This window comes from Burkholderia sp. PU8-34 (assembly GCF_053427725.1).
This window is the reverse complement of sequence record NZ_JBSAXC010000014.1, coordinates 31024-50296: the sequence shown is the minus strand read 5'-3', so window position 1 is coordinate 50296 and position 19273 is coordinate 31024. Positions and strand designations below refer to the sequence as shown.

Sequence of the window (19273 nt, the reverse complement as noted above, 5' to 3'; positions counted from 1 at the left end):
GGTTCAAGGAGAGAGTTCGATGATGACGATTGGCGAAATCGTGAAGCTGGGCCCGGTGATTCCGGTGCTCGCGTTCGACACGGTCGAGCAGGGCGAAAATGTGTCGCGCGCGCTGCACGCCGGCGGCGTGAAGGTGCTGGAGATCACGCTGCGCACCGCGGCGGGGCTGGAGGCGATCGAACGCGCGAGCCAGCTCGCGGACGACATCGTCGTCGGCGTCGGCACGCTCACGAAGCCCGAGCATTGCGCGCAGGCGAAGAAGGCGGGCGCGAAGTTCGGCGTGTCGCCGGGCCTGACGAAAGACCTGCACCTCGCCGCACTCGACGCGGGCCTGCCGCTGCTGCCGGGCGTGATGACGCCGAGCGACATCATCCAGGCGCTCGAATTCGGCTACGAGATCGTCAAGTTCTTCCCGGCCCAGCAGGCGGGCGGCGTGCCGATGCTGCAGGCGTTCCACGGCCCGTTCCCGAACCTCAAGTTCTGCCCGACGGGCGGCATCACGGCCGAGACCGCGCCGAATTTCCTGAAGCTGCCGAACGTCGTGTGCGTCGGCGGTTCGTGGCTGACGCCGAAGGCCGCGCTCGCCGCGCAGGACTGGGCGGAGGTCACGCGTCTCGCGCAAGCTGCAAGCCAGCTCCCCCGCTAATACTTGTACGAAATGGCAGATCGACCCTCGGTAGACTAGCGCTTAGTGCTTGTTTTACCGAGGGTTTTTGCTTATGGAACCGGTTCTATCGCTCGGCCGTAAAGATAAGTAAAATTCAGCGTCCTGACGACGGGGTTCGCCCGCTGTTTCGGAGACCTGCATAGCCGGGCATACTCGCGTCAATCCGCCCGGTTCGAATAATCCCAAGGAGGAGTGCCACATGGGGGCTGTCCAAGGCAGCATGCTGCTCGTATTCACGTTGATCGCGATTGCCGCGCTGATCGTGATGATCGCGCGCTTCAAGATTTATCCGTTCCTGGTGCTGATCATCGTCTCGCTCGGCCTCGGCCTCGTCGTCGGCATGCCGATGGACAAGATCGTCAAGTCGTTCGAGGCAGGCACGGGTGGCACGCTCGGCCACATTGCGATCGTCGTCGGCCTCGGCACGATGCTGGGCAAGATGATGGCCGAGTCGGGCGGGGCGGAGCGGATCGCGACCACGCTGATCGACTGGTTCGGTGAAAAGAACATCCACTGGGCGATGATGTTCGTCGCGATCATCGTCGGCCTGCCGGTGTTCTTCGAAGTCGGCTTCGTGCTGCTGATCCCGATCGCGTTCAACGTCGCGAAGCGCACCGGCAAGTCGCTGCTCGTCGTCGGCCTGCCGATGGTGGCCGGCCTGTCGGTCGTGCACGGGCTGATCCCGCCGCACCCGGCGGCGCTGCTTGCGGTGCAGCAATACGGCGCCGACATCGGCAAGACGATTGCGTTCGGCCTGATCGTCGGCGTGCCGACCGCGATCGTCGCCGGTCCGCTGTTCGCGCTGACGATCTCGAAGTACGTGAAGCTGCCGAACAACAACCCGCTCGCCGCGCAATTCGTCGAGTCGCATGTCGAAGGCAAGAAGCGCGAGCTGCCGAGCTTCGGCATCACGCTGTTCACGATCCTGCTGCCGGTGGTGCTGATGCTGGTCGGCAGCTGGGCCGACCTGCTGTTCGCCCCGAAGTCGTTGCCGAACAACCTGCTGCGCTTTGCCGGCAACTCGGACGTCGCGCTGCTGATCGCCGTGCTCGTGAGCTTCCTCACGTTCGGCAGGCTGCAGGGCTTCAACCGCGACCAGATCCAGAAGTTCTGCAGCGAGTGTCTCGCGCCGATCGCCGGGATCACGCTGATCGTCGGCGCAGGTGGCGGCTTCGGCGGTATCCTGCGTGACAGCGGGATCTCGCAGCAGATCGTCGCGACGGCGACGCAGGCGCATCTGTCGCCGCTGCTGCTCGGCTGGTTCGTCGCCGCGCTGATTCGTCTGGCCACCGGCTCGGCGACGGTTGCGATGACGACCGCGTGCGGCATCGTCGCGCCGATCGCAGCCGCGTCGGGCGTGACGGTTCGCCCGGAACTGCTGGTGCTGGCGACGGGCTCGGGCTCGTTGATCTTCTCGCACGTCAACGACGGCGGGTTCTGGCTGATCAAGGAGTATTTCGGGATGACGGTCGGCCAGACGTTCAAGACGTGGACGCTGCTCGAAACGATCATCTCGGTGCTCGGCCTCACGTTTACGCTGGTGCTGAGCGCGTTTCTGTAACAAGGGGTAGTCAATGATTCTGATCGCAATGGGCGTGTCGGGCGCGGGCAAATCGCGGATCGGCGAAATGCTGGCGGAACGCCTGGCGTGCACCTATACCGATGGCGATGCGTTTCACAGCGCCGCCAACAAGGAAAAGATGCACCAAGGGATTCCGCTGACCGACGAGGACCGCTGGCCGTGGCTGCAGTCGATTCGCGCGGCCATCGAGGAAAAGCAGCGCGCGGGGGAGACGGCCGTCTTCACCTGCTCGTCGCTGAAGCGCGCGTACCGCGACGTGCTGCGCGGCCATGACACCGACGTGCGGTTCGTCTACCTGAGGGGCACGTTCGACATGTTGCACGAGCGCCTGAAGACCCGCACCGGCCATTTCTTCGATCCGTCGCTGCTGCAAAGCCAGCTCGACACGCTCGAGGAGCCGGGCCCGGACGAAGCGATCGAGGTCAGCATCGCGCTGACGCCCGAGCAGATCGTCGATCATGTGATGGTGAAGATCGGCGTCGCGCAGCAGCACTGAGCGCGGTTCGCGGTAATCGGAAGCTGGTATGCAAAGGCGTCTCTCGGGGCGCCTTTGTTCATTTCGGGGCGGCGGCAGCCATGTCTGCGTGGCGCGCGATGCCGTCGAGCAGGATCTCGAGCATCGTGTCGTGCACGGCGGCCGGGTCGAGCCGCGCGTAGAGCGGCGCGGCCGACTTGACGAGTGGCTGCTCGGCGTCGGACAGCGCGGCCATCTCCGCGAGCTCGACGTCGTTCGCGGGCCGCGTCAGCCCGCCGGCTTCGGCCGCGGCGAGCCCGATCACGCTCGCGTACCAGCCGACGCACACGCACGGCAGCGCCGCGTGCGCGATGCCGGCGTCGACGAGCGCGCGGTGCACGGTTTCGACGTGCGCGAGATCGGCCGGCCCGGTGCTGACATGGCGCTGCAGCAACGCGAACGCGGCCGGATAGCGGAGCGCGAGCGCGCGATACTGGCGCGCGAGATCGCGCAGCCGTTCGCGCCACGGCAGGTTTTCGTCGACCGGCACGAGCGAGCGCGACAGCGCGTTCGCGATCGCGCGGCTCAGCCCTTCCTTCGACTTGAAGTGGTAGAGCACGCTCATCGGATCGCAGCCGACCGCCTGCGCGAGCTTGCGCACGCTGAACGCCGTTTCGCCGACGTCTTCGAGCAATGTCAGCGCGGCAGCGACGATCGCGTCCTTGTCGAGGCCGCGCGGGCCCTGGGAGGGTTTGTCTTTCATCGGGGAGGTGGCTTCTCCGCATCCGGCGCCAGGCCGGTCGGGGTGTCAACTTGACGAAAGCTTATTCTACACTGTAGAATTATTTCTGCGGTGTAGAAATTGGGTGTCCCGGCACCTTTCAATACGTGCTTCCGCACGGTCCGGGATCCAGGCGACACGAGCGTGTCCGCCGTCAACACGGGCCATCGCGCCCGCCTCTCGTTGACACCCAAGTGGAACCGGCTGCCCCACCCGCGAAGCCCGAACGGCTATTCGACAGGCGGCCCAAGGCCATGCAAGTGCAAACATGACTTCGAACAGCAAACCCCTGATTCAGGACGAATCGCGCTTTGAACAAACGCAACTGAATATCGAGAAAGACAACTGGAACTGGTGCGATCCGGCCCGTTACGACGGCGATCGCCCGGCCAACTACTACGAGGCGTCGCTGTCGCGCCACGAAAACAGCGCGCCGCTCGCGCACGACGCGGTGTGCGACGTGCTCGTGATCGGCGCGGGCCTGCTCGGCGCGTCGGCGGCGCTGCACCTTGCCGAAGCGGGCGTCGATACGATCCTCGTCGACAAGCATCACGTCGGCTCCGCGGCGTCGGGCCGCAACGGCGGCCAGCTGACGCCGGGCCTCGCGCGCTGGGAAGCGGCCGACATGATCGAACACCTGTCGCACGACGACGCGAAGCGTCTGTGGCGTTTCGCGTCGGCCGAGTCGATGGACCTGATCGATGCGATCGGCGCGCGCTACGCGCTCGATCTCGACCGCAAGCGCGGCCACATCACGGCGGCGGTCCACCCGGGCCACATGAGCGCGCTGCTCGACGGCGCAGATGCGCGCCATTACCTCGGTGATGCGAGCGTGACGCTCGCCGGCAAGCACCAGTTGCAGCACGAATACGTGCGCTCGGCGCTGTACCACGGCGCGGCGATCGACGCGATGGGCGGCCAGCTCCATCCGCTCGCGCTGGTGCGCGGCCTCGTCCACGGTTTCCGGCTGAACGGCGGCGCGCTGTACGAAGGCACCGAGGTGCTCGAACTCGACGAGACGCCGGCCGGTGTCGTCGCGACCACGGCCGGCGGCACGATCACGGCCCGCAAGGGCGTCGTGCTCGCGCTGCACAACGCGACGTTCCGGCTGCTCGACGATGGCGGTGCGACGACCGTGCCGTTCTTCACGTACGTGAGCGTGACGGCGCCGCTCGACGTCGACGTCGCGACGCTGATGCCGGCCGGCATGCCCGTCTACGACACGCAGTTCCAGATCGACTACTTCCGGCCCGTGCGCGGCAACCGCCTGCTGTTCGGCGGCCAGGGCACCGGCACCTGCTGGGCGCAGCCGGACGTCAACGCGTACCTGCTCACGCGGCTGAACACGGTGTTCCCGCAGGCCGATGGCCACTTCGCGCTCGACTACTGCTGGAGCGGCGTCAGCGACTTCACGCTGAACGGCGCGACCGACAGCCGCAAGACCGACGGCCGCGTGCCCGTCTACATGGTGCAGGGCTGGAGCGGCCACGGCGTCGCGCAGACGGTGCGGATCGGCAAGGCGATCTGCGACGACTTCGTTGGCCGCAACGACGATTTCTCGATGCTGACCGGCATCGATCACCGCGAGATTCCGCTCGGCCGCCAGTTGTCGCCGATCGCGATTCCGGCCGCGAAGGCCGCGATGAGCGTGATGAGCGCGCTCAATCCGGGGAAGATGATCTCGTTCTGATCGGCTTTTGCCGGCGTGATGCCGGATCGATGAATCGACGGATTCCCGGCTGCATCGGCGCCGACGCGATGTCGGAAACAAAAACGCCCGATGCAGTGCATTGCACGCATCGGGCGTTTTCTTTGAAAGCAGCGGCGGCCGTCGGCCGCCCACCGCGATCGGACTCGTGTTACGCGATCCGCTTTGCGAGTTCGACGGCCTTGCCGATGTACGACGCCGGCGTCATCGCGAGCAGGCGGTCCTTCGCGTCCTGCGGGATCGCGAGCGTGCCGACGAACTGCTGCAGCGCTTCGCGCGTGATGCCCTTGCCGCGCGTCAGTTCCTTCAGCTGCTCGTACGGGTTCTCGATGCCGTAGCGGCGCATCACCGTCTGCACCGGCTCGGCGAGCACTTCCCAGCAGTTGTCGAGATCTTCGTTCAGGCGCTGCGGGTTCACTTCGAGCTTGTCGAGGCCGCGGATCAGCGAGTCGTACGCGAGCAGCGAGTAGCCGAGCGCGACGCCCATGTTGCGCAGCACCGTCGAGTCGGTCAGGTCGCGCTGCCAGCGCGACACCGGCAGCTTGTCGGCGAGGTGGCGCAGCGTCGCGTTCGCGAGGCCGAGGTTGCCTTCCGAGTTCTCGAAGTCGATCGGGTTGACTTTGTGCGGCATCGTCGACGAGCCGATTTCGCCGGCCTTCGTCTTCTGCTTGAAGTAGCCGACGGAAATGTAGCCCCACACGTCACGGTCGAGGTCGAGCAGGATCGTGTTCGCGCGCGCGACCGCGTCGAACAGCTCGGCCATGTAGTCGTGCGGCTCGATCTGGATCGTGTACGGGTTGAACGTAAGCTTCAGGCGGTTCTCGATCACGTCGCGCGAGAACGCTTCCCAGTCGAATTCCGGGTACGCGGACAGATGTGCGTTGAAGTTGCCGACCGCGCCGTTCATCTTGCCGAGGATCTCGACCTTCTCGATGCGTGCGATTGCACGCGCGAGGCGCGCGGCGACGTTTGCGAGTTCCTTGCCGAGCGTGGTCGGGCTGGCCGGCTGGCCGTGCGTGCGCGACAGCATCGGCTGGTCGGCAAGCGCGTGCGCGAGCGCGACGAGGCGCTGGTGCACCGTGCGCAGCGCCGGCACGATCACGTGCTCGCGCGCGCCGGCGAGCATCATCCCGTGCGACGTGTTGTTGATGTCCTCGGACGTGCAAGCGAAGTGGATGAATTCGCTTGCCTTCTCGAGCTCGGCCTGGCCCTTCACCGATTCCTTCAGCCAGTATTCGACGGCCTTCACGTCGTGGTTCGTCACGCGCTCGATTTCCTTGATGCGCGCGGCGTCGTGCGCGGTGAAGCGCTCTGCGAGCTGCAGCAGGAACTGCTCGGACGCATCGGAGAAGCGCGGGACTTCCGCGAAGCCGGCGCGCGACAGCGCGATCAGCCAGTGCACCTCGACGGTGACGCGGTGGCGCATGAAGGCGGCTTCGGAGAGCCAGTCGCGCAGCGCTTCGGTCTTGCTGGCGTAGCGGCCGTCGATGGGCGAGAGCGCGGTGAGGGCGAAAAGCGTATCGGGACGAGTGTCGGACATGGTCGGGCGGGCCTTGGGGCCGGGTCGAACGAGGGGGAGGAGAATTGGCGATTTTACCATCCGCGCGCGGCGGTCCCCAGGGGCGCGTCGATTGCGGCCGGCTGCCGTCATTCGGCGACGTGCGCGGCGCCGTTCAGCGGCGCGGCTGCGAGAGCCGGCGCCGGCGCCGCGCGCGCGGCGCCGGTGCGGCGCTGCACAACGAGCGCGAAGCGCGCCCCGATGCACGGTGCAGGGGCGCCTGTCGGCGCCGCGCCAGTGCCGTTGCACCGGTAAAATGCCGGCTTCATCCCGACCGCCGCCCGCCGCGCCCGCCCCGCATGGAACTGAAATGGCTCGAAGACTTCGTCTCGCTCGCGGAGACGCGCAGCTTTAGCCGGTCCGCCGAATTGCGGCACGTATCGCAACCAGCGTTTTCACGGCGCATCCAGGCGCTCGAGGCGTGGCTCGCGACCGAGCTGATCGATCGTTCGGTCTATCCGACCCGGCTCACGCAGGCCGGCCAGATCTTCTACGAGCAGGCGCTGACGATGCTGTCGCAGGCGCACGAGGCGCGCACGCTGTTGCGCGGCCACGTCGGCGCACCCGTGCCGACGATCGAGTTCGCGGTGCCGCATACGCTGTCGCTTACCTATTTCCCGCGCTGGCTGCAGCGGATCGAGGCGAAGATGGGGCCGGTTCACACGCGGCTGCGCGCGCTGAACGTGCACGACGCGGTGCTGTCGCTTGTCGAGGGCGGCTGCGATCTCGTGATGGGCTATCACCATCCGAGCCACCCCGTCGCGCTCGACCCTGCGCGCTACGACATGCTGACGCTCGGCAGCGAGCCGATCAGCCCGTTCTCGGCGCCCGGCCGGGCGGGGCGGCCGCGCTACACGCTGCCGGGCACGCCGGACGCGCGCGTGCCGTACCTGTCATATACGCCGAACGCGTATCTCGGCCGGATGACCGAAGTGATCATCGCGAACGCGCCGACGCCGCTGTTTCTCGATCGCGTCTACGAAACCGACATGGCCGAAGGTTTGAAGGCCATGGCGCTCGCGGGCCACGGCATCGCGTTCCTGCCGCACAGCGCGGTCGAGGATGCGGTCGCCGGTGGCCGCCTGATCCGGCTCGACCGTGCGGTGCGCGGCGGCGTGCATCCGTTCACGCTGACGATGGAGATCCGGCTGTACTGCGACAAGGTCGCGGTGCAGGGTGACGAGCCGCGGCAAAAACTCGTGCGCGCGCTGTGGGAAGTGGTCAGCGACGAGCTGCGTGAGGCGGCCGGCTGACGCCCGTTGTTCTGACAATCAGTCTCCAAACGGTCTGCAACGCGTTGCAAGCGGCTTGCGCTGGCGGCCCGCAGTGCGGGCCCGACGCAGGCAGCGCGGCGCATTGTCGCGCACCCGCCGCAACGAACACGGGCGCCGCACCCGTCCGACACGATTTTCTGCGCCCCCGATCGACGGACGATCGCAGCCGTTCTTGCGCAATTCGACCGCGTAATTGCGAAAAATCGCGATCATGCAAGAAACGCATAATCGAATAAGCAAACGGCATTGGATAAAAAAAACGGGTTTTTCGACAATGTGCGCCATCCGTTGACCGTTGGAGAATCCATGTCTTCGCAATTGCAGTCCATCCCGTCCTACCTGCACGCCGACGATCTCGGCCCGTGGGGTAACTACCTTCAGCAGGTCGATCGCGTCGCGCCGTACCTCGGCTCGCTGTCGCGCTGGCTCGAAACGCTGAAGCGCCCGAAGCGCATCCTGGTCGTCGACGTGCCGATCGAGCTCGACAACGGCACCGTCGCGCACTTCGAAGGCTATCGCGTGCAGCACAACGTGTCGCGCGGTCCGGGCAAGGGTGGCGTGCGTTACCACCAGGACGTGACGCTGTCGGAAGTGATGGCGCTGTCCGCGTGGATGTCGGTGAAGAACGCAGCAGTGAACGTGCCGTACGGCGGCGCGAAGGGCGGCATCCGTGTCGACCCGCGCAAGCTGTCGCGCGGTGAGCTCGAGCGCGTGACGCGTCGCTACACCAGCGAAATCGGCATCATCATCGGCCCGAACACCGACATTCCGGCACCGGACGTCAACACCAACGAACAGGTGATGGCGTGGATGATGGACACGTTCTCGATGAACCAGGGCCAGACGTCGACGGGCGTCGTGACCGGCAAGCCGATCTCGCTCGGCGGTTCGCTCGGCCGCAAGGAAGCGACGGGCCGCGGCGTGTTCGTCGTCGGTTCCGAAGCTGCGAAGAAGAAGGGTCTCGAGATCGCAGGCGCGCGCATCGCGGTGCAGGGCTTCGGCAACGTCGGCGGCATCGCGGCGAAGCTGTTCCAGGAAGCGGGCGCGAAGGTGATCGCGGTGCAGGATCACACCGGCACGATCTATCAGCCGGCCGGCCTCGACGCGAACAAGCTGCTCGACCACGTGGGCCGCACGGGCGGCGTCGCGGGCTTCGAAGGTTCGGAGCCGATGCCGAACGATGAGTTCTGGACGGTCGAGACCGACATCCTGATCCCGGCTGCGCTGGAAAACCAGATCACCGAGAAGAACGCATCGAAGATCCGCACGAAGATCATCGTCGAAGGCGCGAACGGCCCGACGACGACGGCGGCGGACGACATCCTGAGCGCGAACGGCGTGCTCGTGATCCCGGACGTGATCGCGAACGCGGGCGGCGTGACCGTGTCGTACTTCGAGTGGGTGCAGGACTTCTCGAGCTTCTTCTGGACGGAAGACGAGATCAACCACCGCCTCGAGCGCGTGATGCGCGAAGCGTTCGCCGGCGTGTGGGCGGTCGCGGAAGAGCACAAGGTATCGGTGCGTACCGCGGCGTTCATCGTTGCGTGCAAGCGCATCCTGATGGCGCGTGAAATGCGCGGTCTGTACCCCTGATCAGTTGATTCCGATCAAGCCATGACGCAATCCACCCGATTGCGTGCATGAACCCTCGCGGGCGGCACCGGATCCGGTGCCGCCCGCGCGCGCATTCGGGCGCCGGAGCCGGGAGGACGGCTTCGACGACGGCGATCCGTCATGCGGTAAACATCCAGTACTTTCAAAAATATTACTTTGATACACTGGCGCGGGTATCAGCCAAGGAGATGAACAAAATGAAATTCCACGAGGCAGTCCTGATGGCCGCGGCGTGCATCGCGTTCGCAAGCGGCGCGCATGCCCAGGAGACCGGCACGCTGAAGAAGATCAAGGACACGGGCGTGATCGCGCTGGGCCACCGCGAGTCGTCCATCCCGTTCTCCTACTACGACGAAAAGCAGCAGGTCGTCGGCTACTCGCGCGACTTCCAGATGAAGGTCGTCGACGCGGTGAAGAAGAAGCTGAACCTGCCGAACCTGCAGGTCCGCAACATTCCCGTCACGTCGCAGAACCGCATCCCGCTCGTGCAGAACGGCACGGTCGACATCGAGTGCGGCTCGACGACGAACAACCTCGACCGCCAGAAGCAGGCGGCCTTCTCGGACACGATCTTCGTGATCGGCACGCGCCTGATGACGAACAAGAGCTCGGGCGTCAAGGACTTCCCGGACCTGAAGGGCAAGACCGTCGTGACGACGGCCGGCACGACGTCCGAGCGCCTGCTGCGTGCGATGAACAACGAGAAGCAGATGGGCATGACCATCATCAGCGCGAAGGATCACGGCGAGTCGTTCCAGACGCTCGAGACGGGCCGCGCGGTCGCGTTCATGATGGACGATGCACTGCTCGCGGGCGAGCGCGCGAAGGCGAAGAAGCCGGACGAGTGGGTGATCGTCGGCACGCCGCAATCGCAGGAAGCGTACGGCTGCATGATGCGCAAGGACGACCCGGCGTTCAAGAAGGTCGTTGACGACGCGATTCAACAGGTCGAGAAGTCGGGCGACGCCGCGAAGATCTACGCGAAGTGGTTCGAGAACCCGATCCCGCCGAAGGGGCTGAACCTGAAGTTCCCGCTCTCCGATGCGATGAAGAATCTGTACGCGAACCCGAACGACAAGGCGCTCGACTGACCTGCGCGTCCGTTGATGCAGAAATGACGCTGACGAAACGGAAGAGGCCACGCTTCTTCCGTTTCTTTTTGCTGGAGTCTTGTCCATGTCATACCACTGGAACTGGGGCATCCTCCTGAGCCCCGTGTCGACCGGCGAGCCGACCACTTATTTCGGATGGCTGATGTCCGGGTTCTGGGTGACGATCAAGGTGTCGCTGGTCGCCTGGGTGATCGCGCTCATCGTCGGTTCGCTGTTCGGCGTGCTGCGCACGGTGCCGAACAAATGGCTTTCCGCGATCGCCACCGTATACGTGTCGATCTTCCGCAACATCCCGCTGATCGTGCAGTTCTTCGTCTGGTACCTCGTCGTGCCGGAACTGCTGCCGCCGGCGATCGGCACCTGGATCAAGCAGCTGCCGCCGGGCACGCAGTTCTTCACCGCGTCGATCGTCTGCCTCGGCCTGTTCACCGGCGCGCGCGTCTGCGAGCAGGTGCGCTCGGGCATCAATGCGCTGCCGAAGGGCCAGCGCGCCGCGGGCCTCGCGATGGGCTTCACGCAGTGGCAGACGTATCGCTACGTGCTGCTGCCGGTCGCGTACCGGATCATCGTGCCGCCGCTCACGTCGGAATTCCTGAACATCTTCAAGAACTCCGCGGTCGCGTCGACGATCGGCCTGCTCGACCTGTCCGCGCAGGCGCGCCAGCTCGTCGACTACACCGCGCAGACGTACGAGTCGTTCATCGCGGTCACGCTCGCATACGTGATCATCAACCTGATCGTGATGGCGTTCATGCGCTGGGTCGAAAGCAGGTCGAAGCTGCCCGGCTACATTGGAGGCAAGTGATGCATCAGTTCGACTGGAGCAGTATCCCCGGCGCACTGCCGGCGCTATGGACGGGGGCGGTCATCACGTTTCAGATCACGGCGCTCGCGATCGTGGTCGGGATCATCTGGGGCACGCTGCTCGCGCTGTTGCGGCTGTCGGGCATCAAGCCGCTCGCGTGGTTCGCGCAGGGCTACGTGACCGTGTTCCGTTCGATCCCGCTCGTGATGGTGCTGCTGTGGTTCTTCCTGATCGTGCCGCAGGTGCTGCAGGGCGTGCTCGGTCTGTCGCCGACGATCGACATCCGGCTCGCGTCGGCGATGGTCGCGTTCTCGCTGTTCGAAGCCGCGTATTATTCGGAGATCATCCGCGCCGGCATCCAGGCGGTGCCGCGCGGGCAGGTGAATGCCGCGTTCGCGCTCGGCATGAACTATGCGCAGGCGATGCGCCTCGTGATCCTGCCGCAGGCCTTCCGCGCGATGGTGCCGCTGTTGCTCACGCAGGCGATCGTGCTGTTCCAGGACACGTCGCTCGTCTACGTGATCAGCCTCGCGGACTTCTTCCGCACGGCCGCCAACATCGGCGATCGCGACGGCACGAGCGTCGAGATGATCCTGTTCGCGGGCGCATGCTATTTCGTGATTTGCACGGTGGCATCCGGCCTCGTCAAAGGTCTCCAGAAAAAGGTCACAAGATGATTTCCATCAAGAACGTTTCGAAGTGGTATGGCCAGTTTCAGGTCCTCACCGATTGCACGACCGAGGTGAAGAAGGGCGAGGTGGTGGTCGTCTGCGGGCCGTCGGGCTCGGGCAAGTCGACGCTGATCAAGACCGTGAACGGCCTCGAGCCGTTCCAGCAGGGCGAGATTCTCGTCAACGGCCAGTCGGTCGGCGACAAGAAGACGAACCTGTCGAAGCTGCGCTCGAAGGTCGGGATGGTGTTCCAGCATTTCGAGCTGTTCCCGCACCTGTCGATCACCGAGAACCTGACGCTCGCGCAGGTCAAGGTGCTCGGCCGCAGCAAGGACGAGGCGACCGAGAAGGGCTTGAAGCTGCTCGACCGCGTGGGTCTCAAGGCGCACGCGCACAAATTTCCGGGCCAGCTCTCCGGCGGCCAGCAGCAGCGGGTTGCGATCGCGCGCGCGCTGTCGATGGACCCGATCGCGATGCTGTTCGACGAGCCGACGTCCGCGCTCGACCCGGAGATGATCAACGAAGTGCTCGACGTGATGGTCGAACTCGCGAAGGAAGGGATGACGATGATGGTCGTCACGCACGAGATGGGCTTCGCGAAGAAGGTTGCGCATCGCGTGATCTTCATGGACAAGGGGGCGATCGTCGAGGACGACCGCAAGGAAGACTTCTTCGCGAATCCGAAGTCGGACCGCGCGAAGGACTTTCTCGCGAAGATCCTGCACTGAGCGGGAAGGGCGGCGGGGCCGTCCTTCATGCGGTGCTGCAAATGGAAACGCCCGGCGATGCCGGGCGTTTTGTCGTGTGCAGGCGGTGGTCCGCAGGCAGGCGGCGCGCTCAGAAATCGAACGCGTCCTCGCTGACGTCCGCCTCGACCGCGGGCAGCGGCCGCGCGGGTGCGGACGCCGACGCGTCCAGCGCCGGGTTGCGCAGCTTCTCGAGCACGGCGGGCGGCACCGGGATCTGCATCCGCGCGGCGACTTCGCCACACTGGAACATGATCAGTTCGCCGGGCTCGAACGCGGTCCAGACTTCGTTGTCGGTGAGCGGCTGCGTCGCGATCACCGCGACCCGATCCTCGGGCGTCGTGTACTTCGCGAAATCGATCGACAGGTCTTCGTCGACGAGGTGCGCGGTCGAGAACGGCCAGCGGCGCACGAGGTAGTGCAGCCGCGTCGAGCAGTGCGCGAACAGTGCCTGCCCGTTCGACATCAGGAAGTTGAATACGCCGTGTTCGGTGATGCCGCGCGTCAGTTCGCCGACCCGCTCGAACAGCTCGGGCAGCGGCGGCTGCGCGCCGGGGAATGCTTCGCGCAGCCCCTGCATAAGTACGCAGAACGCCTTCTCGCTGTCCGTGGTGCCGACCGGGTGATAGACGCTGCCTTCCATGTCCGGTTCGTAATCCTGCAGGTCGCCGTTGTGCGCGAAGATCCAGTGCCGGCCCCACAGCTCGCGCATGAACGGATGGCTGTTCTCGAGCAGGATGTGGCCCTGCGTCGCCTTGCGGATGTGCGCGATCGTATTCTTCGACTTGATCGGGTAGCGCTTCACCATTTCGGCGATCGGCGACGTGGCCGATGCCTGGTGATCGATGAACAGGCGGCAGGCTTTATCTTCGAAGAAGGCGATGCCCCAGCCGTCGGCATGGTGATCGGTGACCCCGCCCCGGGCCGCGAAGCCGGTGAAGGAGAATGTGACGTCCGTCGGCGCGGCGCAGTTCATTCCTAGGAGTTGGCACATTTTACTTGGGGCGGCAGGCTGAAGCGGGGTATCGAACCGGTTGGGACCGGGTGAACCCCGGTACAATGTGTGCTTCTAGCATATCACCGAGCCAATAGCGGTAAAAAGCGGATTCCACCGGCGAGCGGCCCCGTGTTGCGGTTTGCCGTCAGTCGGCCCGCGCCGGCGCCTTCCGGCACTGTTTCCCGCCCCCCGCGTTTCGCCCGATTCCTCACGACGCCTCCTATGACTGCCTCGAACGCACCTTCCCCGGCGACGCTGACGCTCGCCCGTCCCGACGACTGGCACCTGCACGTGCGCGACGGCGACATGCTCGCCGCGGTGCTGCCGCACACCGCGCGCCAGTTCGGCCGCGCGATCATCATGCCGAACCTGAAACCGCCCGTGACGACCACCGAGCAGGCGCACGCATACCGCGAACGGATCCTCGCCGCGGTGCCCGCCGGCGTGACGTTCGAGCCGCTGATGACGCTGTACCTGACCGACAACACGCCGCCCGACGAGATCCGCCGCGCGCGCGAAAGCGGCTTCGTGCATGGCGTGAAGCTGTATCCGGCAGGCGCGACCACCAACTCGGACCACGGCGTGACCGATCTCGCGAAATGCGCGAAGACGCTCGAGACGATGCAGGAGCTCGGCATGCCGCTGCTCGTCCACGGCGAGGTGACTGACGCGTCGATCGACCTGTTCGACCGCGAGAAGGTGTTCATCGACCGCGTGATGACGCCGCTGCGCCGCGATTTCCCGGGCCTCAAGGTCGTATTCGAGCACATCACGACGAAGGACGCGGCCGACTACGTGCGCGACGCCGATGCCGCCCCCGGGCTGATCGGCGCGACGATCACCGCGCACCACCTGCTGTACAACCGCAACGCGATCTTCGTCGGCGGGATCCGCCCGCATTACTACTGCCTGCCGGTGCTCAAGCGCGAGACTCACCGTGTCGCGCTCGTCGAGGCGGCGACGTCGGGCAACCCGCGCTTTTTCCTCGGCACCGACAGTGCGCCGCACGCGCGCAACGCGAAGGAAGCCGCGTGCGGCTGTGCGGGCTGCTACACGGCGCTGCACGCGCTCGAGCTGTATGCGGAAGCGTTCGACAACGCCGGTGCGCTCGACAAGCTCGAAGGTTTCGCGAGCTTCTTCGGCGCGGATTTCTACGGCCTGCCGCGCAGCGGCGAGACGGTGACGCTGCGCCGCGAACCGTGGGAACTGCCGCTCGAGATCTTCGCGGGCGACACGCCGGTCGTGCCGCTGCGCGCGGGCGAGTCGATCGGCTGGAAACTCGCGTGAACGCCGCGCCGCCGCGCGCGGCCGGCCAGCCGGCCGGCGCGGACGCGGCGGCATTCGAACGGATCGACTGGTCCGCGCCGTGGCTCGCGGGCTTCGACGAACCGGGCCGCGCGGTGCACGCGGCCGCGCTCGACGGCGCGCCTGCGTTGCTCACCGCGCTGAACCGCGCTGCACACGCCAAGCGCGCCGACCGCGCCGACCGCGCCGACCGCGCCGAGTGCGCCGAGTGCGCCGAGTGCGCCGAGTGCGCCGAGTGCGCCGAGTGCGCCGAGTGCGCGACCCCGCTCGTCAGCGGCCGCGGCGAGCCGCTGCGCTTCGTGCCGCAGGCCGAACTGCCGGCCGGCGTTGCGTACGAGACCCATATCGCCGCAACGGGCGGCGTGCCGACGCGCCACAATCTGCACGACTTCTTCAATGCGCTCGTCTGGTTTGCGTATCCGCGCATCAAGGCGGCGCTGAACGCGCGCCAGGCGGCGGCGATTGATGCCTCTGGCGGTGTCGGGCCCGTGCGCGGCACGTTGCGCGATGCGCTGACGCTGTTCGACGAAAACGCCGCGCTGTTCGTGACGGCCGACCCGGCGCTCGCCGACGCGCTGCGGGGCTTCGACTGGCAGCGGCTGCTGGTCGCCGCGCGCGACGCATGGGGCACGCGCTGCGAGACGCGCGTCGTCGGACACGCGCTGCTCGAGAAGCTCGTTGCGCCGTACAAGTCCTGCACCGCGCATGTGTGGATCGTCGAAGTGAGCGCAGACTATTTCACGTGGTCCGCTGCACACCGGGCGACCCACGTCGACGAGCAGGTCGCGCATGCGCTCGCGACGCGCGCGCTGACGAGCCGCGATTTTTCGCCGCTGCCGGTGCTGGGCGTGCCGGGCTGGTGTGCGGCCAATGCCGATCCGTCGTTCTACGACGATCCGGCGGTGTTTCGCAGCGGGCGGCGCGCGCGAGCGCTGTGATGTGCGGCGCGCAGTGCTAGAATGCGCGTCGCAAAGCAGGCCAGGCAGTCGCGGCCCCGCCGCCTTCGGGCAGGCGGGGGCGAGGAAAGTCCGGACTCCACAGGGCAGGGTGATGGCTAACGGCCATCCGTGGCGACACGCGGAACAGGGCAACAGAAAGCAAACCGCCGATGGCCCGGCGCAAGCCGGGATCAGGTAAGGGTGAAACGGTGCGGTAAGAGCGCACCGCGGCGACGGCGACGTTCGCCGGCACGGTAACCTCCACCCGGAGCAATTCCAAGTAGGCAGGCGCGCATCTCCGGATGCAGGACGGGGCCCCCGTCTCGTCTGCGGGTAGGAAGCTTGAGCGCGTCAGCAATGGCGCGCCTAGAGGAATGGCTGCCACGCGCCGCGCGTCTTCGGACGCGCGGCGTGCACAGAATCCGGCTTATCGGCCTGCTTTGCCGTTCGAATGCAAGAAGGGCCGGCGTCTCGTTGCGAGACGCCGGCCCTTTTTTTCATCGGTGCGACTTGGCCCCGGTTCAGGCGGCGACGATGTCGAACGAATGCGTGAGCTCGGCCGTCTTGGCGATCATGATCGATGCCGAGCAGTATTTGTCGTGCGACAGGTTGATCGCGCGCTCGACCGTGGCAGGGTTCAGGTTGCGGCCGGTGACGGTGAAGTGGAAATGGATCTTCGTGAAGACCTTCGGGTCTTCGCTCGCGCGCTCGGCCTTCAGCGTGACCGAGCAGCCGGTGACGTCCTGGCGGCTTTTCTTCAGGATCAGCACGACGTCGTAGGCGGTGCAGCCGCCGGTGCCGACCAGCACCATCTCCATCGGCCGCGCCGCCAGGTTGTGACCGCCGCCTTCCGGCGCGCCGTCCATCGCGACGAGGTGCCCGCTCCCGGTCTGGGCGGAAAATGCCATGCCGTCCTGACCCAACCAGCTTACTTTGCATTCCATGCTTGCGCTCCAGCGTTGCCTGATTCGAATTCGATCCGGCATTGTAGCCCGCGACGCAACGGTCGGCTGATGCGCTGCACGATGCCGAACGGCGGGCGCCCGTGTGCCGCGTGCGGCGCGCGGCAGGGCGTCGATTTCCCCCGGGTTTTTAGGGGTTTTACTCTAGTTGTGCGCGCCGCCGGTTTGTCGGCTGGGTGCGCAAGTGACTGATTATTCAAATGAAATCATCCGTGCCAACTGGCGCGCGAGAATTTCATATTGTGATGTCAGATTTCGTAATGCAAATTTTCTTGTGCTGCTGCGGGTGCGTTCGTATAATGCGTTTCATTGGTTGTCGCGCTGCGGCAACCTCCGAATGTCTCCTCCACCCTCCTCCAATGGTGGATTAAGCCCGAACCAGTCGTTCGGGCTTTTTTTCGTCCCATGCAACGATCGATGCGCATTTCGCGCGTCAGGCGGCGGTTATACGGGCTGGCGGCCGGCGGGCTGCGCGGCCGTGCCGGATACCGCGCCGCGCGGAAGGGCCGGCGGTGCGTGCACAGCGGATGCTTGGCCGTGGCGGTGCGAACAGAAATGCCTGACCCGTTCACGCACCGCGCGCAGGCGGGCGGCGCGGTCGTCGGCTTGGGCGTGGCGGGCGGCGGCGATCCGCGCGTCGAGCGCCTCGAGCTTGGTGTTGCAGCCGGCCGGGTCGGCGGCGGCGGGCGTGGCGGCGCCGATCAGCAGGGCGGCCGCGAAGAAGGGCGTGAGTTGTGGCTTCATCGTGTTTGTTGTTCTCCTTGTCCGGCGCGCGAAAGGGTGACGACGACGGGTGACGACGGCGCGCGCCGCTGCGTGCCCCCGGGCGCTCGGATTCGTCCGGTTTGGCGGGGCATGACCCCGGGGCACGACCGGATTTTCACCGATTTCACGCGCATCGCGCATCCGGACGTGGATTCCCTTTGACCGCGGCACACCATTTCCCTTATAATTCAGGGCTTTTCCGCATTCATGCCCACGGAAAAAGAACAGGGAGAGCCTGCACCGCGCCTCGAAGCGCACCTAGACAAGCAGGAAAGAACACATCGGGCAAAGCATTTTTTTTGGATCGATCATGAAGACGTTTTCCGCAAAAGCCCATGAGGTGACGCGCGAATGGTACGTGATTGACGCGACGGATAAGGTTCTCGGCCGTGTTGCCAGCGAAGTGGCACGCCGTCTGCGCGGCAAGCACAAGCCTGAGTTCACTCCGCACGTCGACACTGGTGATTTCATCATCATCATCAACGCGAGCAAGCTGAAGGTCACGGGCAACAAGACGCTGGACAAGAAGTACTACCGCCACTCGGGCTACCCGGGCGGTATCTATGAAACGACGTTCGGCAAGATGCAAGAACGCTTCCCGGGCCGTGCGCTCGAGAAGGCGGTCAAGGGCATGCTGCCGAAGGGCCCGCTCGGCTACGCGATGATCAAGAAGCTGAAGGTCTACGCAGAAGCGACGCATCCGCACTCGGCTCAACAGCCGAAGGCGCTCGAGATCTAAGGGGAGCCCACATGATCGGTAACTGGAACTACGGTACGGGCCGCCGCAAGAGCGCAGTCGCACGTGTCTTCATCAAGGCTGGCAAGGGCGACATCGTCGTCAACGGCAAGCCCATCGCTGACTACTTCTCGCGCGAAACGTCGCTGATGATCGTGCGTCAACCGCTGGAACTCACGAACCACGGCCAGACGTTCGACATCAAGGTGAACGTGACGGGCGGCGGTGAAACGGGTCAGGCAGGTGCAGTGCGCCACGGCATCACCCGCGCACTGATCGACTACGATGCGACGCTGAAGCCGTCGCTGTCGAACGCGGGCTTCGTCACGCGCGATGCACGTGAAGTCGAGCGTAAGAAGGTCGGTCTGCGCAAGGCACGCCGCGCCAAGCAGTTCTCGAAGCGTTAAGCGCTTCACGGTCGTGCACCGCTTTCGGGCGGCGCCTGCCGAAAAAACCGCCAGCTTTTGCGCTGGCGGTTTTTTTATGCGCGTCCGGTTCTTCGCTGCGCGCCCGTGCCGGCGGCCTGCGCCGGTCGCCCGCGCAGGCCACTGACGCTTGGTCGCCCACCCCGGTCGCCCACTTTGACGAAATCGACAAA

Annotated in this window: 19 protein-coding genes and 1 other RNA gene; 15 read left to right on the top strand and 5 right to left on the bottom strand. The window is 65.7% G+C overall.

The features are described from left to right. Nucleotides 1-19 precede the first annotated feature (19 nt). From eda to ACV22Z_RS26885, 3 genes are all read left to right on the top strand, one after another. Complete coding sequence (eda, locus tag ACV22Z_RS26895) at nucleotides 20-646, top strand: bifunctional 4-hydroxy-2-oxoglutarate aldolase/2-dehydro-3-deoxy-phosphogluconate aldolase (RefSeq protein WP_448079313.1); 627 nt, start codon at nucleotides 20-22, stop codon at nucleotides 644-646. A gap of 220 nt (nucleotides 647-866) precedes the next feature. Then, a complete protein-coding gene (locus ACV22Z_RS26890) occupies nucleotides 867-2228 on the top strand; it encodes a GntP family permease (protein ID WP_448079312.1) in 1362 nt (453 codons plus the stop codon). A gap of 13 nt (nucleotides 2229-2241) precedes the next feature. After that, complete coding sequence (locus tag ACV22Z_RS26885) at nucleotides 2242-2745, top strand: gluconokinase (RefSeq protein ID WP_448079311.1); 504 nt, start codon at nucleotides 2242-2244, stop codon at nucleotides 2743-2745. A gap of 58 nt (nucleotides 2746-2803) precedes the next feature. Here ACV22Z_RS26885 and ACV22Z_RS26880 read toward each other — a convergent pair whose 3' ends face one another. Continuing rightward, complete coding sequence (locus ACV22Z_RS26880; RefSeq protein ID WP_448079310.1) at nucleotides 2804-3466, bottom strand: TetR/AcrR family transcriptional regulator; 663 nt, start codon at nucleotides 3464-3466, stop codon at nucleotides 2804-2806. Nucleotides 3467-3752: 286 nt separating this feature from the next. Here ACV22Z_RS26880 and ACV22Z_RS26875 point away from each other — a divergent pair, with 286 nt between their 5' ends. Continuing rightward, nucleotides 3753-5174 (top strand): NAD(P)/FAD-dependent oxidoreductase, encoded by a 1422-nt coding sequence (locus ACV22Z_RS26875; RefSeq protein ID WP_448079309.1) that lies wholly within the window; start codon nucleotides 3753-3755, stop codon nucleotides 5172-5174. A gap of 169 nt (nucleotides 5175-5343) precedes the next feature. Here the strand turns inward: ACV22Z_RS26875 and purB are convergent, their stop codons facing one another. Continuing rightward, nucleotides 5344-6732: an adenylosuccinate lyase gene (gene purB / locus ACV22Z_RS26870; protein ID WP_448079308.1), complete on the bottom strand. Its 1389-nt coding sequence runs from the start codon at nucleotides 6730-6732 to the stop codon at nucleotides 5344-5346. A gap of 317 nt (nucleotides 6733-7049) precedes the next feature. On the opposite strand from purB, the gene ACV22Z_RS26865 reads away from it, so the two are divergent. The 6 genes from ACV22Z_RS26865 (at nucleotide 7050) to ACV22Z_RS26840 (ending at nucleotide 12954) form a co-directional block, all read left to right on the top strand. Beyond that, nucleotides 7050-8003 carry a LysR substrate-binding domain-containing protein gene (locus ACV22Z_RS26865; protein WP_448079307.1) on the top strand — a complete coding sequence of 318 codons (954 nt, stop codon included), beginning with the start codon at nucleotides 7050-7052 and terminating at the stop codon, nucleotides 8001-8003. A 327-nt stretch (nucleotides 8004-8330) separates the two neighbouring features. Then, nucleotides 8331-9617 (top strand): Glu/Leu/Phe/Val family dehydrogenase, encoded by a 1287-nt coding sequence (locus ACV22Z_RS26860; protein WP_448079306.1) that lies wholly within the window; start codon nucleotides 8331-8333, stop codon nucleotides 9615-9617. Between the two features lie 218 nt (nucleotides 9618-9835). After that, nucleotides 9836-10729 carry a glutamate/aspartate ABC transporter substrate-binding protein gene (locus ACV22Z_RS26855; RefSeq protein ID WP_448079305.1) on the top strand — a complete coding sequence of 298 codons (894 nt, stop codon included), beginning with the start codon at nucleotides 9836-9838 and terminating at the stop codon, nucleotides 10727-10729. Between the two features lie 85 nt (nucleotides 10730-10814). After that, nucleotides 10815-11555 carry an amino acid ABC transporter permease gene (locus ACV22Z_RS26850; protein WP_448079304.1) on the top strand — a complete coding sequence of 247 codons (741 nt, stop codon included), beginning with the start codon at nucleotides 10815-10817 and terminating at the stop codon, nucleotides 11553-11555. After that, the gene (gltK, locus tag ACV22Z_RS26845; RefSeq protein WP_448079303.1) at nucleotides 11555-12232 is read left to right on the top strand and encodes a glutamate/aspartate ABC transporter permease GltK; all 678 of its coding nucleotides are present in this window, start codon (nucleotides 11555-11557) and stop codon (nucleotides 12230-12232) included. Before ACV22Z_RS26850 ends, gltK begins: the two co-directional genes overlap by 1 nt. Next, nucleotides 12229-12954 carry an amino acid ABC transporter ATP-binding protein gene (locus ACV22Z_RS26840; protein ID WP_448079302.1) on the top strand — a complete coding sequence of 242 codons (726 nt, stop codon included), beginning with the start codon at nucleotides 12229-12231 and terminating at the stop codon, nucleotides 12952-12954. Before gltK ends, ACV22Z_RS26840 begins: the two co-directional genes overlap by 4 nt. Before the next feature lie 109 nt (nucleotides 12955-13063). Here the strand turns inward: ACV22Z_RS26840 and ACV22Z_RS26835 are convergent, their stop codons facing one another. Continuing rightward, nucleotides 13064-13966, bottom strand: a complete 903-nt coding sequence (locus ACV22Z_RS26835) for a class II glutamine amidotransferase (RefSeq protein ID WP_448079301.1) — start codon at nucleotides 13964-13966, stop codon at nucleotides 13064-13066. 225 nt (nucleotides 13967-14191) lie between these two features. Between ACV22Z_RS26835 and pyrC the strand changes: the two genes are divergently transcribed. From pyrC to rnpB, 3 genes are all read left to right on the top strand, one after another. Then, a complete protein-coding gene (gene pyrC / locus ACV22Z_RS26830; protein WP_448079300.1) occupies nucleotides 14192-15256 on the top strand; it encodes a dihydroorotase in 1065 nt (354 codons plus the stop codon). Then, nucleotides 15253-16212, top strand: coding sequence for a DUF3025 domain-containing protein (locus ACV22Z_RS26825; RefSeq protein ID WP_448079299.1), 960 nt, complete (start codon nucleotides 15253-15255; stop codon nucleotides 16210-16212). The genes pyrC and ACV22Z_RS26825 overlap by 4 nt, the downstream gene beginning before the upstream one ends. 32 nt (nucleotides 16213-16244) lie before the next feature. Then, nucleotides 16245-16658: RNase P RNA component class A (rnpB, locus tag ACV22Z_RS26820), an RNA gene on the top strand. Between the two features lie 75 nt (nucleotides 16659-16733). Here rnpB and ACV22Z_RS26815 read toward each other — a convergent pair. Then, complete coding sequence (locus ACV22Z_RS26815; protein ID WP_448079298.1) at nucleotides 16734-17198, bottom strand: OsmC family protein; 465 nt, start codon at nucleotides 17196-17198, stop codon at nucleotides 16734-16736. 420 nt (nucleotides 17199-17618) lie between these two features. Beyond that, nucleotides 17619-17918, bottom strand: coding sequence for a hypothetical protein (locus ACV22Z_RS26810; RefSeq protein ID WP_448079297.1), 300 nt, complete (start codon nucleotides 17916-17918; stop codon nucleotides 17619-17621). Nucleotides 17919-18249: 331 nt separating this feature from the next. On the opposite strand from ACV22Z_RS26810, the gene rplM reads away from it, so the two are divergent. Then, the gene (rplM, locus tag ACV22Z_RS26805) at nucleotides 18250-18678 is read left to right on the top strand and encodes a 50S ribosomal protein L13 (RefSeq protein ID WP_009687896.1); all 429 of its coding nucleotides are present in this window, start codon (nucleotides 18250-18252) and stop codon (nucleotides 18676-18678) included. Between the two features lie 11 nt (nucleotides 18679-18689). Further along, on the top strand, nucleotides 18690-19082 hold the full coding sequence (gene rpsI, locus ACV22Z_RS26800; RefSeq protein WP_010091355.1) for a 30S ribosomal protein S9: 393 nt from the start codon (nucleotides 18690-18692) through the stop codon (nucleotides 19080-19082). Nucleotides 19083-19273 lie beyond the last annotated feature (191 nt).